General features: G+C 56.1%; 15 protein-coding genes. 8 read left to right on the top strand and 7 right to left on the bottom strand.

Annotated features, from left to right (window positions below; all coding sequences use genetic code 11):
- Positions 1 to 187: 187 nt before the first annotated feature.
- Positions 188 to 1,318, bottom strand: coding sequence for an FtsW/RodA/SpoVE family cell cycle protein (locus B5F17_RS07050; protein ID WP_162608111.1), 1,131 nt, complete (start codon positions 1,316 to 1,318; stop codon positions 188 to 190).
- A gap of 189 nt (positions 1,319 to 1,507) precedes the next feature.
- Between B5F17_RS07050 and B5F17_RS07045 the strand changes: the two genes are divergently transcribed.
- Positions 1,508 to 3,178 (top strand): formate--tetrahydrofolate ligase, encoded by a 1,671-nt coding sequence (locus tag B5F17_RS07045; RefSeq protein ID WP_087372340.1) that lies wholly within the window; start codon positions 1,508 to 1,510, stop codon positions 3,176 to 3,178.
- Positions 3,179 to 3,539: 361 nt separating this feature from the next.
- Here the strand turns inward: B5F17_RS07045 and B5F17_RS07040 are convergent, their stop codons facing one another.
- Positions 3,540 to 4,058 carry a hypothetical protein gene (locus tag B5F17_RS07040; protein WP_087372337.1) on the bottom strand — a complete coding sequence of 173 codons (519 nt, stop codon included), beginning with the start codon at positions 4,056 to 4,058 and terminating at the stop codon, positions 3,540 to 3,542.
- 234 nt (positions 4,059 to 4,292) lie between these two features.
- Here B5F17_RS07040 and B5F17_RS07035 point away from each other — a divergent pair, with 234 nt between their 5' ends.
- Positions 4,293 to 4,784, top strand: coding sequence for a hypothetical protein (locus B5F17_RS07035; RefSeq protein ID WP_087372334.1), 492 nt, complete (start codon positions 4,293 to 4,295; stop codon positions 4,782 to 4,784).
- Between the two features lie 33 nt (positions 4,785 to 4,817).
- On the opposite strand, the gene B5F17_RS07030 is transcribed toward B5F17_RS07035, so the two are convergent.
- The 3 genes from B5F17_RS07030 to B5F17_RS07020 all read right to left on the bottom strand — a co-directional run bounded on the left by B5F17_RS07030 (position 4,818) and on the right by B5F17_RS07020 (position 7,193).
- A complete protein-coding gene (locus B5F17_RS07030) occupies positions 4,818 to 6,155 on the bottom strand; it encodes a hypothetical protein (RefSeq protein WP_087372331.1) in 1,338 nt (445 codons plus the stop codon).
- The gene (locus B5F17_RS07025; RefSeq protein ID WP_016149019.1) at positions 6,142 to 6,624 is read right to left on the bottom strand and encodes a sigma-70 family RNA polymerase sigma factor; all 483 of its coding nucleotides are present in this window, start codon (positions 6,622 to 6,624) and stop codon (positions 6,142 to 6,144) included. The genes B5F17_RS07030 and B5F17_RS07025 overlap by 14 nt, the downstream gene beginning before the upstream one ends.
- A 104-nt stretch (positions 6,625 to 6,728) precedes the next feature.
- Complete coding sequence (locus B5F17_RS07020; protein WP_087372328.1) at positions 6,729 to 7,193, bottom strand: hypothetical protein; 465 nt, start codon at positions 7,191 to 7,193, stop codon at positions 6,729 to 6,731.
- 156 nt (positions 7,194 to 7,349) lie between these two features.
- Between B5F17_RS07020 and tsaE the strand changes: the two genes are divergently transcribed.
- The 6 genes from tsaE to B5F17_RS06990 all read left to right on the top strand — a co-directional run bounded on the left by tsaE (position 7,350) and on the right by B5F17_RS06990 (position 11,074).
- Positions 7,350 to 7,787 carry a tRNA (adenosine(37)-N6)-threonylcarbamoyltransferase complex ATPase subunit type 1 TsaE gene (gene tsaE, locus B5F17_RS07015; RefSeq protein WP_087372325.1) on the top strand — a complete coding sequence of 146 codons (438 nt, stop codon included), beginning with the start codon at positions 7,350 to 7,352 and terminating at the stop codon, positions 7,785 to 7,787.
- Positions 7,768 to 8,478: a tRNA (adenosine(37)-N6)-threonylcarbamoyltransferase complex dimerization subunit type 1 TsaB gene (tsaB, locus tag B5F17_RS07010; RefSeq protein WP_016149022.1), complete on the top strand. Its 711-nt coding sequence runs from the start codon at positions 7,768 to 7,770 to the stop codon at positions 8,476 to 8,478. The genes tsaE and tsaB overlap by 20 nt, the downstream gene beginning before the upstream one ends.
- Positions 8,475 to 8,921, top strand: a complete 447-nt coding sequence (rpiB, locus tag B5F17_RS07005; RefSeq protein WP_016149023.1) for a ribose 5-phosphate isomerase B — start codon at positions 8,475 to 8,477, stop codon at positions 8,919 to 8,921. The genes tsaB and rpiB overlap by 4 nt, the downstream gene beginning before the upstream one ends.
- 35 nt (positions 8,922 to 8,956) lie before the next feature.
- Positions 8,957 to 9,586 (top strand): uracil phosphoribosyltransferase, encoded by a 630-nt coding sequence (upp, locus tag B5F17_RS07000; RefSeq protein WP_016149024.1) that lies wholly within the window; start codon positions 8,957 to 8,959, stop codon positions 9,584 to 9,586.
- Between the two features lie 88 nt (positions 9,587 to 9,674).
- Positions 9,675 to 10,157: a hypothetical protein gene (locus B5F17_RS06995; protein ID WP_016149025.1), complete on the top strand. Its 483-nt coding sequence runs from the start codon at positions 9,675 to 9,677 to the stop codon at positions 10,155 to 10,157.
- On the top strand, positions 10,118 to 11,074 hold the full coding sequence (locus B5F17_RS06990) for a tRNA modification radical SAM protein MnmL/YtqA (protein ID WP_242968721.1): 957 nt from the start codon (positions 10,118 to 10,120) through the stop codon (positions 11,072 to 11,074). The genes B5F17_RS06995 and B5F17_RS06990 overlap by 40 nt, the downstream gene beginning before the upstream one ends.
- 365 nt (positions 11,075 to 11,439) lie before the next feature.
- On the opposite strand, the gene B5F17_RS06985 is transcribed toward B5F17_RS06990, so the two are convergent.
- On the bottom strand, positions 11,440 to 12,213 hold the full coding sequence (locus tag B5F17_RS06985) for a hypothetical protein (protein ID WP_087372319.1): 774 nt from the start codon (positions 12,211 to 12,213) through the stop codon (positions 11,440 to 11,442).
- On the bottom strand, positions 12,203 to 12,742 hold the full coding sequence (locus B5F17_RS06980) for an RNA polymerase sigma factor (RefSeq protein WP_087372316.1): 540 nt from the start codon (positions 12,740 to 12,742) through the stop codon (positions 12,203 to 12,205). Before B5F17_RS06980 ends, B5F17_RS06985 begins: the two co-directional genes overlap by 11 nt.
- Between the last annotated feature and the right edge of the window lie 12 nt (positions 12,743 to 12,754).

The raw sequence follows: 12,754 nt of genomic DNA, 5'->3' as shown, positions 1-12,754 counted from the left end.
GCGCTTAGCGCGCCGGGGATTGCGCTGTCTGCGGACAGCGCTTTTTTGTTCTGTTTGGTTGATTTTCGCGAAAGCGAAAATCAAAGAGGGGAGTTTCGCGCTCTGCGGAGCGCGACTCAGGGCTCTGCCCTGAGAACCCGCAGCCTTTCGAGAAAGGCTGGCGAAAGCTTCATTATTGGTGCGGCGATCACTTTTGGAGCCAACTGGGTTTTTCTCTCATTCTAACACCGGCGGCGACGCCGAGTGCAATATACATCGTCACAACCGATGTACCACCGTACGAGAACAGTGGCAGAGTAACGCCGACAACCGGGAACATACCCAGGCACATCAGAATATTCTGAAACGACTGGAACATAAACATACCCGCGATACCGACGGTCATCAGTGCCGAGAACGTCGAACCGGCACGATAGCTGACGTAAAACAGTCTCAAAACCAGTAATGCCAGCAGGATGATGACCAGCATTGCACCGATAAAGCCGAACTCCTCGCCCGCAACCGTATAAATAAAGTCGGACTCGTTAACCGGGACTTTATTATACTGCGTTTGCAGACCCTGCATATAGCCCGAGCCGCTGAACTGTCCTGCACCGATCGCAATTTTACTCTGTGCGGTCTGGTAGTAGTAGTCCTTGTCGCCGTACAGATTGTCGATCGAGGGGTCGAGCAGGACGAGAATACGCGCCAGTCGATAACCGCTCAGGAACTGAAACGCAATCGGGACGGCTGCAAGTCCGAGTACCGCGCCGCCGAAAATCCACTTATAGGAAATACCAGCGGCGAAAATCATCGTAATCGCAATCAGAAGATAGCCCATCGCAACACCTGCGTCGTGCTGGGCGACTACAATCGCGCCAAACGGCAGCATTGCGTGAATACCTAACTGGATGAGTGTCTGCCAGCGGTTGATCTCCTCATAAACCTGCATCAGATGGGCGGCAAAGGTGATGATAAACAGAATCTTACCGATCTCACCCGGCTGAACCGTGATCGGGCCAATTTCGATCCAGCTCTGGTTACCGCTTCGGCTGGAACCCAAAACGAACATGGATAGCTGCATCGCAACGTTGAGCAGCAGCAGCACGCGCCAGTACCGCTTGATAGACTCCAGATCGACCAGAGACATAATGATAAACGCAATGACGCCAATGACGACTGCACCGCCCTGAACGATCAGAAAACGGTCGTGCGAGGCACTGCTCGCGGTCGCGGAGTTGACTAAAACCAGGCTGTAAGCCGAACAGCACAGCGCGATAAACAGTAGATAAAGGTCGGTATTTTTGAAGTAGTGCACGGCCGAACGCAATGGCCTCATGTCAGCATGGCCTCCTTTTCGCAGACGCTGGGGTTTGATATAATTCCATAAAAGGCTGGAATCTATCATACCACAATTTCAGCGGAAAAGCGAGAGAAAATGCGCCGGGATTTCTTTTGGATTGATAAAAAATGTGGTATAATGTCACTAAAGTGTATCCCATAACAAGACGATGGAGGATGAATGGCAATGCTGACAGATATCGAGATCGCGCAGAACTGCAAAATGCAGCCCATCACGGAGGTTGCCGCAAAGGCTGGACTCTCCGCAGATGATCTGGAACTTTACGGCAAGTACAAGGCAAAGCTCGGCCGCGAAACCTGGGAAAAGATCCAGGATAAGCCGGACGGCAAGCTGGTTCTCGTGACCGCAATCAATCCCACCCCGGCAGGCGAGGGCAAGACCACCACGACCGTCGGTCTGGGTCAGGCAATGGCACAGCTCGGACAGAATGCAGTCATCGCACTGCGTGAGCCGTCTCTCGGCCCGGTCTTCGGCATCAAGGGCGGTGCAGCCGGCGGCGGCTATGCACAGGTCGTACCGATGGAGGACATTAACCTCCACTTTACCGGCGACATGCACGCCATCACCGCAGCCAATAACCTGCTCTGTGCAATGCTCGACAACCACCTCCAGCAGGGCAACACGCTGGGCATCGACTCCCGCCGCGTCCTCTTCTCCCGCGTTCTGGATATGAACGACCGCGCACTGCGCAACATCACCATTGGCCTTGGCGGCAAGGTCAACGGCGTACCGCGTGAAGATCACTTTATGATCACGGTCGCATCCGAGGTTATGGCTATTCTGTGCCTGGCAAACGACCTCGCAGACCTTAAAAAGCGTCTGGGCAACATTCTGGTCGCTTACACTTACGCCGGTGAGCCGGTTTACGCACGCGACCTCAAGGCAGACGGCGCAATGGCTGCTCTGCTCAAGGACGCCATCAAGCCCAATCTCGTTCAGACCCTCGAGGGTACGCCCTGCCTGATGCACGGCGGCCCCTTCGCAAACATTGCACACGGCTGCAACAGCGTACAGGCGACCAAGATGGCGCTCAAGCTGGGCGATATCGCCATCACTGAGGCTGGCTTCGGCGCAGACCTCGGCGCGGAGAAGTTCCTCGACATCAAGTGCCGCGCAGCTGGTCTGACGCCGTCCTGTGTCGTTCTGGTCGCAACCGTCCGCGCTCTTAAGTATAACGGCGGCGTGGCAAAGCCCGACCTCAACCAGCCCAACGTCGACGCGCTGGCAAAGGGCATCGTCAACCTGGACGCACACATCGAAAATATCCGCAAGTTCGGCCTGCCGGTTGTTGTTGCAATCAACGCATTCCCGACCGATACCGCCGAGGAAATGGCGTTCATCGAGCAGCACTGTCAGGAAATGGGCGTGCGCGTTGCCTTGTCTGAGGTCTTCGCCAAGGGCGGCGAAGGCGGTAAGGCACTGGCGCAGCAGGTACTTGACGTACTGGCTGAGGGTCAGAGCGATTACCACCCGATCTATGAACTCGATCAGCCCCTGACCGATAAGATTCGCGCTATCGCAACCACCATTTACGGTGCAAAGGATGTCAATATCCTGCCCGCAGCTGCCAAGGAACTGGCAAACATCGAGGCAATGGGCTACGGCAGCCTGCCGATCTGCATGGCAAAGACCCAGTATTCGCTGTCTGATGACGCATCCCTGCTCGGCCGTCCCACCGATTTCACCATCACCGTCCGCACCGCTCGCCTGTCGGCTGGCGCAGGATTCGTGGTCTGTGAGACCGGTGCCATCATGACCATGCCCGGCCTGCCCAAGAAGCCCGCTGCGGAGAATATCGACGTCGAGGAAACCGGTAAAATCACCGGCCTGTTCTAACCGAGCACCGCACCCCGAATGGAAGCTTTCGCTCAAGCCTTTCTCGAAAGGCTTGCGGGTTCTCAGGGCAGAGCCCTGAGACGCGCTCCGCAGAGCGCGGAATCCCCTCTTGAAACCCGGTGTTCGACCCGGGTTTCAACCAAAAACAAAAAATAATCGCTGTCCGCAGCCCGTAGGCCACTATCTGCATTCCCGCGCTGTGCGCGGATAAAATGAGTAGACAGCGAAATTTCCCCAGCGCGTCAAACGCGCTCATAAGACCCGACCGCAAGGCTCGGGTCTTTTTCTTTTATTTACCTGATCCCCACCCCAAAACAAAAGAGAGACCGCACTCGCAGCCTCTCTCAAAAAACCTGAATCTTCACGCCCAAACGACTCCATCCTCCAATTCCTTCCAGCGCACATGCCATTCCTGCACAAACGACTCGCTCGTATACTGCGACGTGCGGCTGGTGGTCAACACCCGCGGCGTAATGCAGACCTCGACCGGGAGCAGAGACTCTTCGGTGTCCACAGCCGGTACATCCTCCTGTAAATCTTCCTCCTGCTCGGCATCGGGATAGCGAATGGTGAGCGGATGACCGGGGGTGATATCAAAATTCACCGACGGACTGTATAAAACCTGCGCCGGATCGCTCGACAGCGAGACCGCGCAGCGAAATCCCTGCGAAATTGGATCGTAAAGCAGCAAAATCCGAACCCCATCTTCTTCCTGTAAGACAATCGCCTGCTCTCCGGGCGAAATGTAGGGCGGAGTGGGGATGGCGGCGGGCGGACGCTGCGCATAGGCACCGGTCAGAACGACCAGGAACAGCGTGCAAAACAGCAGTACAGTCAGCGCGGTTCGGCGGGAGGCAATGTAATCGGGCCATAAACGCATTGCGCTCACCTCCTGACGGCTTTATTTTCCATCCTCTTTCTAACTTTATGATATCATATATAACCGCACAGGACAAATGGAAAGTACAAAAAGAGATGGGAAATACACGAAAAAAATAAAGCATTTTTTGTTGCATCCTGATGAAAAGTCACAGGACGGGAACAAATTTCGGCAATGTGCTGGAATATCCGTCGGAAATTTGCTATACTGTACAAAAAGACAGGAGGGATGCGAATGGAGCGCAAAGCAGTACGAATTGTGATGTGTATTGCCGCGATTTTGACCGCTGTGATTACCCTTTTGGGAAAAGGCATGGATGGTGTTTTTCTGCCGCGCACACTTACCGCAGAACAGGCTCTGCGCGAGTGCAGCGGACTCATAATCAGCCAGACCGAACGGGACATGATCGACCAAGTCTGGGCCGATCAGCTGGATTATCCCGCCTATGAACGACGCGAACTCGACCATAAGACTTGCGAGGCGCTGGGCGTGCCCGGCGGGGACGCTTTCGCACAGATCGCACCCGGAGAAAACGGCCCTGCGTCCGATTTTCTGTATATTGACTGCTGGACGACGAGCGGCGGACGGATTGTGTATGAAGTGTCCAACGAATTCTATAACAAGACCGTGGAACCTTCTGGTCGAAGCGTCCTTTATCTCAATCAAAACAACACCACTTACGAAAAGTATACAAGCCAGGTTTTATGGCCTTGGTCGGATTTTTAAAAGAAAAAGGACTGCATTTGCAGTCCTTTTTGATTATTCCTGTACCGGAGTCAGCACAAAATCACCAACCGTCACCGAGGCAACCTGTGCCAGCTCGACCGGTTCATCGGTCGACCACTCCATGAAATATTGTGCCTGTCCGTCTGCGGCGGAATCGGTCAGGCTCCAACCGTTACCGCTGCAAGTGATAACCTCACCGTTTTGATACTGGATGCTGACCGTTGTACCGCCGTAGGCGTAGGTCTGATCTTCCGGAACGGTCAGAAGGACATGAAACGCGGTCAGTTCCGCGCTGGTCAGCTTGCAGCCTGCCGGGATTTGCAGCGGAATCTGCTCACTGACCGTGAAGGTGACCGGTATCGTCCAGTCGCCATACAAGACCGGGTCGGTGTAATAGGTCAGACGGAAGGACAGGTCATCGGTGGCCGAGGCATCGGGAATGCGTGCGCCGTGCAGAATGTAGTCTATGGCATGACCATCGTCGAAAATAATGTTGGATACGTAAGAATCCGGGTACGCGAGCGGCGAATCGGTCGAAATATCGCTGTTCAGCTTGCCAGCCGTGCAGTCCGAAAGTGCCAGACGCACGTGGTAGTCGTCGCCCAGCCGACCGGCTGCCGTGACCGTGACACCCTCCGCGACGGGTTCGGACATGACCGCCTGCGGAACCTCAGCCGGCTCATCCGTCCACGACAGGCTGAGGTCGAGCGGCTGATCTATGGTCTCGGTCTGGGCGATGGTCTCAGATGCGGTGCTTGGGGGCAGGGTGAAGGTCAGTTCGTGCGCTTTGGGCAGGATGGTACCCAAGGTCAGCGTGTAGGTGTGCTGTGAACCCGGCTGCGCACCACTCATCTGCAAGCCGCTGCCGCGCAGGCAAAAAACAGCAGTCTGCGTCTGGTCATCGTAAGAGACCAGGTTGTTCAGGTCAAGCACGCCGGCACGGCTCAGCTTCGTATCGCTCTCGGCATCCAGATTCCAAGAGCTCAGATGACTGTCCGCGCTCAGACGGTTTTTGCCCTGCGTATCGCGCACGGCGACATATACCGTCGCGCCGTAGGAATCACTGTACGCGCCGACGACCGAAACCTCAATGCCGTCGCGCTCCACTACCGTTGCAACTGGGGATTGGATGGCTGGGGCAAACGACCCAGCATGACTGCGCATTTGATCGACTACCGACAGCCCAATCGCACCGGCGGACAGCACAAGCACAGCGCACAAGCCCATGGCAATCACGGCGCGGCGGGTCAGACGGCGGGGCGCACGGCGCTCGTGCAGCCGCTGGCGTACCGCCTGCTCCATCCGGGGTTCAAATACGACCGATTCCATGATTCGGTCTAACTGCTCGCTCATTTTCTCATGGTTCGTCATAATACCACTCCTTTAACATCGACCGCAGTTTTTCCCGTGCCCGGAATAACCGGGTGCTGACGGTCGCGGACGGGATGGACAGGATTTCCGAGATTTCGTTTACCGAAAATCCCTGATAATAGTAGAGCAAAATCACCGCACGGTGCGCCTGCGACAGGGACAGCACTGCCCGCAAGAGCGTGTCGTCGACGTCTGGAATCTGTGTCGTGAGCTGGTCGAGCAGTTCGGCCGAAGCACGCCGGGTGTGCCAGGGCGTGCGCAGGTAATTTTTACAGATATTGATGGCGATGCGCGTTAAAAAGGTCTTTTCGCTGCATTCCTGACGAAAATCGGCACGCCAAGCCCGGACAAAGGTCTCCTGCACGGCATCTTCGGCTAACATGCGGTCTTTGAGATACAGTGTGCACAGGCGCAGAAGCTGGGTGCCGTAGGTCTGCATCATCCGTGTCAGTTCGGCTTGATTTTCCATACCCTTCCCCCTTTCTGCCTATTAGACACATCAAAACGGGCGCACATTCCCGCAAAATAAAAAAATTTCAGACAACAAAAGACCGCCGGGCGGCGGTCTCTCTTTTATGTATCACTTTCGTACCAGTAAAACGTCTCTTCTTCGGGATAATACAGCCCGATGGAAAGATTTGCCCACGGTATACTGCCCGGGCCGTGCGCGTCTAGCATCCAATAGGCAGTTTCCGGGTCGGGAATCTCTGCATCGGTCGAGAACAGAACCAGATTCTCCACGGTCACTTCGTTTTCCGTACGGATCTCGATGGTGGATTCAAACGGCGGCGCGCAAAAGTCGTCAAATACCGACGGATCGGTCACGTCAAAGCGGATCAGCGTATCGCCATCGCCGTGAAAGCCGCCATGCGTCTCGACAAGCCAATCATCATATACAATGCCGGATACCACCTCGGGCGCGTATTGTTCTACCCGATGGATGGCCGAGCGGCTGTTTTGTGTCAGATTTGCGGTCACCGCTGCACAAATGAGCGACACCGCGAACATCAGCATCATGCGTTTATGTATGGATTTCATCGCTGGGTCCCTCCTGTCATCTGGATATCAATTCCATCATAGCACGCGGCCAGAGTGAACGCAATGCCCAGTGGGACAAGATTGGGGTTTGTCAATTTCCGGCCTGTGTGGTATGATAAAATATAAGTTATCATCGAAAGGATACGAGGTTCTTTTATGCAGATCATCACCCATTCCCCCGAGCAGACCGAGCAGGCTGGCGCAGATTTTGCCAAGACGCTCCGACCGGGCGACGTGGTCACGCTGGACGGCGATCTGGGCGCGGGTAAGACGGCGTTTGCGCGCGGGGTGCTGCGCGGTCTGGGCTATCCGGGCCGGGTCACCAGTCCGACCTTCGCCATCGCAAACGAATACAGCGCACCGGACGGCACGGTCGTGCACTTCGACCTGTACCGTATCCTGGACGAGGAAGCCCTGTTTGAGCTGGGCTTTGAGGAATACCTGGACGGTACGCGCATTTTGCTCATTGAGTGGAGCGAAAATGCGGGCGGACTGCTGCCCGCGCACCATAAGTCGGTGCGCTTGACCTACGGCGAGCAGCCCGACGACCGTTTGCTTGAAATCGAGGAAATCCATGAAACTACTGAGCTTTGAGTCATCGGCGGTGTCTGCTGCCGTGTGCCTGACCGACGGCGAGAAGGTCGTCGCGTCGGCTTTTCAAAATTGCGGCCTGACCCACAGCCGCACGCTGCTGCCCATGGCCGAGCAGCTGCTTTCTAATGTAGGTTTGACCCCGAAGGAGCTGGACGGCTTCGCCGTTGCATCCGGCCCGGGTTCGTTCACCGGCATTCGCATCGGTGTGGCGACGGTCAAGGGTCTTGCGATGGGCACCGGCCTGCCCTGCGTGGGCGTGTCCACGCTCGAGGCGATGGCCTGGAACCTGACCGGTATGACCGGTACGGTGTCGTGTGTGATGGACGCGCGCGCTGGACAGGTGTATAACGCCAGATTCCGTTTAAATGGCGTCGGCGCACCCGAACGCCTGACGCCCGACCGCGCCCTGACCATCCAGGCACTGGGCGAGGAAATTGGACAAGATGGTGAAATTCTGGTTGGAGATGGCGCGTATTTGTGCTATACTAAACTTACCGAAATTTGTCCCCATCTGGTGCTCGCACCCACGCACCTCATTTATCCCGGTGCGTACGGCGTGGCGATGGCAGCGCTGCAAGCCTTCCGCGACGGAAAGGCAGTCGACGCGCAAAGGCTCGACGCAGTCTACCTGCGCAAGCCGCAGGCCGAACAGATGCGGGATCGAAAATTGAACGGAGGTACAAACAAATGACCATTGCAATTGGTAACGACCACGCAGGTTATGCCCTCAAGGTCAAGCTTATGGAAATGCTCAAGGACAAGTACGAGTTCACCGACTACGGCTGCTACTCGACTGAGCGTTACGATTACCCGGATGCCGCTGAGGCGGTTGCAAACGCAATCGTTGCAGGCAAGCACGAGCGCGGTATTCTGATCTGCGGTTCGGGCATCGGTATTTCGATCGCGGCAAACAAGGTTCCCGGCATCCGTGCCGCAGCCTGCCAGTCGCATTTCGCTGCAAAGTACTGCCGTCTGCACAACGACGCAAACATTCTGTGCCTGGGCGAGCGCATCACCGGACCTGGTGAAGCGGCAGAGATGGTTGAGGTCTGGCTCGAGGGCGAGCTGGAAGGCGGCCGTCATCTGGGTCGCATCGAGAAAATCCACGCGATCGAGGCCAAGCACAGCAAGTAATACAACCCCGGATAAATTAAAGGAGTTAAGAACGTATGGCACAGATTCATGTTATGGATCACCCGCTGATCCTGCATAAGCTCAGCCTGATGCGCGACCGCCAGACCGGCGTTAAGGAATTCCGCGAGGCGACCCGCGAGATCGCAATGCTCATGTGCTATGAGGCGACCCGCGATCTGCCGCTCAAGGAGATCAACATCGAGACCCCGCTGGCACACGCAAAGGCACGCGTGATCTCGGGTAAGAAGATCGCATTTGTGCCCATCCTGCGTGCAGGTCTGGGTATGATCGACGGCATGCTCGAGCTGATCCCGGCAGCAAAGGTCGGCCACCTCGGCCTGTATCGTGATCCCGATACCCTCAAGCCGGTCGAGTATTACGCAAAACTGCCGGTCGATATCGCAGAGCGTGATGTCATCGTCATCGATCCCATGGTCGCAACCGGCGGCTCTGCGGCAGAGGCGATTTCCGCACTGAAGAAGCGTGGTGTTAAGCACATTAAGCTCATGTGCCTGCTGTCCACCCAGGAAGGTCTGGACGTTGTACAGAAGGAACACCCCGATGTCGAAATCTTTACCGCAGCAATCGATCCCGAACTCAATGAGCACGGCTACATCGTACCCGGTCTCGGCGACGCGGGCGACCGCATTTTCGGCACCAAGTAAACCGGACAAGTCAACAAAAGCGCTGCGGGGACGCGGCGCTTTTTTGATGGTAAAATGTAAACAAATTGTGAAAAGGAGAGATCCAAACATGAAACTGAAGAGACTGTTTGCCGCAGTACTTGCGGCTGTGAGCATGCTCACGATGGGAATGATGCTCAGCGGCTGCGGCGGCTCGGGCGATAGCAAGGAAGATGCCGCGTCGGCAAGCTACACCACACAGGACGAAGCCGTACAGGCAGCGACCAAGGAAAGTCAGGAAGTCGTCAAGCAGATCGAAGCCCGTGAGGGCAAGGTCGTTGTCATCTGGGCGAATACCGCCGAGGATGCCAGCGTACCGTTCACGCTGGGACTGGTCGAGAAGGACGGCGACAGCTGGAAGGTGACCAACACCGCGAGCGTGACCATGACCGATAAGTTCAGCGGCAAGGGTTCGTACCCGGTCAATGACCCCATGATCACTTACGACGTCACCCCGGAGATCGACGATCCGGTTGCAGGCAACCACGCAAACCATGAGCAGGCGAACGACTGGTGCATCCATTGGACGCTGGTACCCGAGCTGCCGGCATGAGTGGATTCCCGTACAGCGACGATAACAAACGATACTATACTTATGCTTACTTTTTAAAGCACCGAAAAGGCGGACGCGTGGTGCGCGTGCCGCTCGACGGTGGGTTTACCTGTCCCAACCGGGACGGTAAACTGGGCATAGGTGGATGCGCCTTTTGTTCGGGGCGCGGCAGCGGCGACCAGATCGCCGCTTTGCCGTCTTTGGAGGAACAATATCGCGCGGGGATCGAGAAAGTGCAGGGAAAGTGGAAGGATGCACGGTATCAGCCGTATTTTCAGGCATTTTCCGGCACATACGCACCGGTTGAGACACTGCGGGAGCAGTACGACTGCGCACTTGCCCTGCCGGGCGCGGCAGGACTGGTCATCGGTACCCGCGCCGACTGCATCGACGAGCGGACAGCCGATTTGCTGGCAGAATATGCCGAGAAAACCGACTTGACCGTCGAACTTGGCCTGCAAACCGTCCATGACCGTACCTTGCAGGCTATGAACCGCTGTGAGACCTTTGACCAGTTTTGTAAAGGTTATGACAGACTCAAAAAGCGCGGAATCTGCACTTGGGTACACCTCATCAACGGCTTGCCCGGGGAATCCCTCGACGATATGCGCGAAAGTGCACATGTGATCGGACACATGTACCCGAATGGTGTCAAAATCCACGCTTTGCACGTTTTGAAAGGCACAAGATTGGCACAAATGGACTTTCCCTTGCTCACACGGGAGGAATATGTCGCGGTGACTTGCGACCAGTTGGAACGTTTGCCTATGACGACCGTGATCGGCCGATTGACCGGCGATGGCCCCGCACAGGACGTGCTTGGCCCGATGTGGACCAAACGTAAACGTGACGTGCTCAACGCAATCGATCAGGAACTTACGAGACGGGATAGTTGGCAGGGCAAAAAGTTCGAGTGACGCACCCCAAATTGAAGCTTTCGCTCAAGCCTTTCTCGAAAGGCTTGCGGGTTCTCAGGGCAGAGCCCTGAGCCGTGTCCCGCAGGACACGGAATCCCCTTTTGATTTTCGCTTTTGCGAAAATCAACCAAAAAATAAGAAAAAAGCGCCGTCCGCAGACGGCGCAATGCTTCGCGCACAAAGTGCGCTCATTAGGAAAGATCGTCCCAAAGGACGGTCTTTCCTTTTTTTGTTTGTTTTGATTGATTCCCGGGTCGGACACCGGGAATCAAAGGGGTTTTTCGAGCCTGCGGGCTCGACCAGGTTCCACCTGGACGGGCTCAAGGGACTCGTCCCTTGAGAATCCCGAGCTGGGGTGCGGTGCTTTATTTTTCCGTGTTCAAAACATCTTCCGCAGCTGCAAAGAAGTCATCTGCCGTCCAATCGCCATCATTCGCGTTAATCGAATAATGCAGATCATCTTCATCCCAATCAACCACATGATAAACACCGTCTTCACGGGTATCCGAACCGTAAGAGATAAACATTTCTCCGCGATCAGCTGCAGCCTGCTCTTCCGCGGTCGGCTTTGCGTCCTTCGTAGGCGGCAGAGTAATGGTCGGGATCTCGCGATAGGTCATGGTGATGCCATCTACCTCACGGGTATCCACGATGGTCTTGTCACTCACGCCCTCATCGCTGTCGTATTCGCTCTTGATGACCGTCATAAACGGCTGGGTCGCGCCGTCGCGATAGGATGCGTAGAACTCCTGATAGCTGTAAACAGTGTTGCCGTCGGCATCGATGGCATCAACCGGCTGCGCAACCATGTTGTCAAACGAAGCACCGTTCAGCGTCTCGGGCAGACGGACGGTGAAACCGGCATCCTTTTCGACCTTGGCCTCGTCATCCAGCGAAGTGGACATCTGATTGAGGTTCATGCTGGATGCCAAACCGACGATCGGACCGGCTGCGAATGCACCGCCAATCAGAACACAGACCATCGCAGCGGCCACAACGGCAAAGCGCATACGGCGCGGACGGGACTTGGTACGCTCAATCTGTACGGCGTTCATGACGCGTGCGCGCATTCTGGGGTCAGGCTGAACGTCCTGTGCGATTTCCTTCATCGAATCGTGCATATATTCATCAAATTTCATCGAACTCAACCTCCAAAGATTCTTTTAAGTGTTGACGTGCGTGATAGAGACGGGATTTGACCGTACCTTCAAAACAGCCCATTGCCTGCGCGATCTCGCGTACCGACATGTCGTTGTAGTAGTAGAGCACAGCGGTGGTGCGCTGCTTGGGTTCGAGCGACTGAAGCGCCCGTGCGACCGCACGCGCACGATCGGCACGCAGAAGCGGTGCGGATGCGTCCTCGTCGGTGGGTTCCTGACTGTCGTACAGGTTCTCGACCGGCAGTTCGCGGCGGTGCTTCTGGCAGGTGTGCCATGCGGTGCGGGTCAGGATGCGGAACAGCCACGCCTTGACCCGGGTGGGATCGTGCAGCTGGTGCATGGACTCGTAGCACTTGACAAAGGTATCCTGTACCACGTCCTCGGCATCCGTCCGGTTTCCGCAGATGAGGTAAGCCGCGCGCAGCGCCTCGGTCTGGTAGGTTTCGAACAGGGTGTCGAAGTCGGGCACGATCGCGGGAAGCCCTTCGGCGGGTATACTGTAAGCCATGGGGCTTTTCAC

The sequence above is a fragment of the Butyricicoccus pullicaecorum genome (assembly GCF_002160355.1).
GTDB lineage: Bacteria > Bacillota > Clostridia > Oscillospirales > Butyricicoccaceae > Butyricicoccus > Butyricicoccus pullicaecorum.
This window is presented reverse-complemented; position numbering and strand designations above follow the sequence as displayed.

Excerpts from the sequence above, each read along its gene's own strand:
- B5F17_RS07045 (WP_087372340.1), top strand. The coding sequence starts at position 1,508 with ATGCTGACAGATATCGAGATCGCGCAGAACTGCAAAATGCAGCCCATC.
- rpiB (WP_016149023.1), top strand. The coding sequence starts at position 8,475 with ATGACCATTGCAATTGGTAACGACCACGCAGGTTATGCCCTCAAGGTC.
- B5F17_RS07025 (WP_016149019.1), bottom strand. The coding sequence starts at position 6,624 with ATGGAAAATCAAGCCGAACTGACACGGATGATGCAGACCTACGGCACC.
- B5F17_RS06985 (WP_087372319.1), bottom strand. The coding sequence starts at position 12,213 with ATGAAATTTGATGAATATATGCACGATTCGATGAAGGAAATCGCACAG.
- B5F17_RS07050 (WP_162608111.1), bottom strand. The coding sequence starts at position 1,318 with ATGAGGCCATTGCGTTCGGCCGTGCACTACTTCAAAAATACCGACCTT.
- tsaE (WP_087372325.1), top strand. The coding sequence starts at position 7,350 with ATGCAGATCATCACCCATTCCCCCGAGCAGACCGAGCAGGCTGGCGCA.
- B5F17_RS07020 (WP_087372328.1), bottom strand. The coding sequence starts at position 7,193 with ATGAAATCCATACATAAACGCATGATGCTGATGTTCGCGGTGTCGCTC.
- B5F17_RS06995 (WP_016149025.1), top strand. The coding sequence starts at position 9,675 with ATGAAACTGAAGAGACTGTTTGCCGCAGTACTTGCGGCTGTGAGCATG.
- tsaB (WP_016149022.1), top strand. The coding sequence starts at position 7,768 with ATGAAACTACTGAGCTTTGAGTCATCGGCGGTGTCTGCTGCCGTGTGC.
- B5F17_RS06980 (WP_087372316.1), bottom strand. The coding sequence starts at position 12,742 with ATGGCTTACAGTATACCCGCCGAAGGGCTTCCCGCGATCGTGCCCGAC.
- B5F17_RS07040 (WP_087372337.1), bottom strand. The coding sequence starts at position 4,058 with ATGCGTTTATGGCCCGATTACATTGCCTCCCGCCGAACCGCGCTGACT.
- B5F17_RS07035 (WP_087372334.1), top strand. The coding sequence starts at position 4,293 with ATGGAGCGCAAAGCAGTACGAATTGTGATGTGTATTGCCGCGATTTTG.
- B5F17_RS07030 (WP_087372331.1), bottom strand. The coding sequence starts at position 6,155 with ATGACGAACCATGAGAAAATGAGCGAGCAGTTAGACCGAATCATGGAA.
- upp (WP_016149024.1), top strand. The coding sequence starts at position 8,957 with ATGGCACAGATTCATGTTATGGATCACCCGCTGATCCTGCATAAGCTC.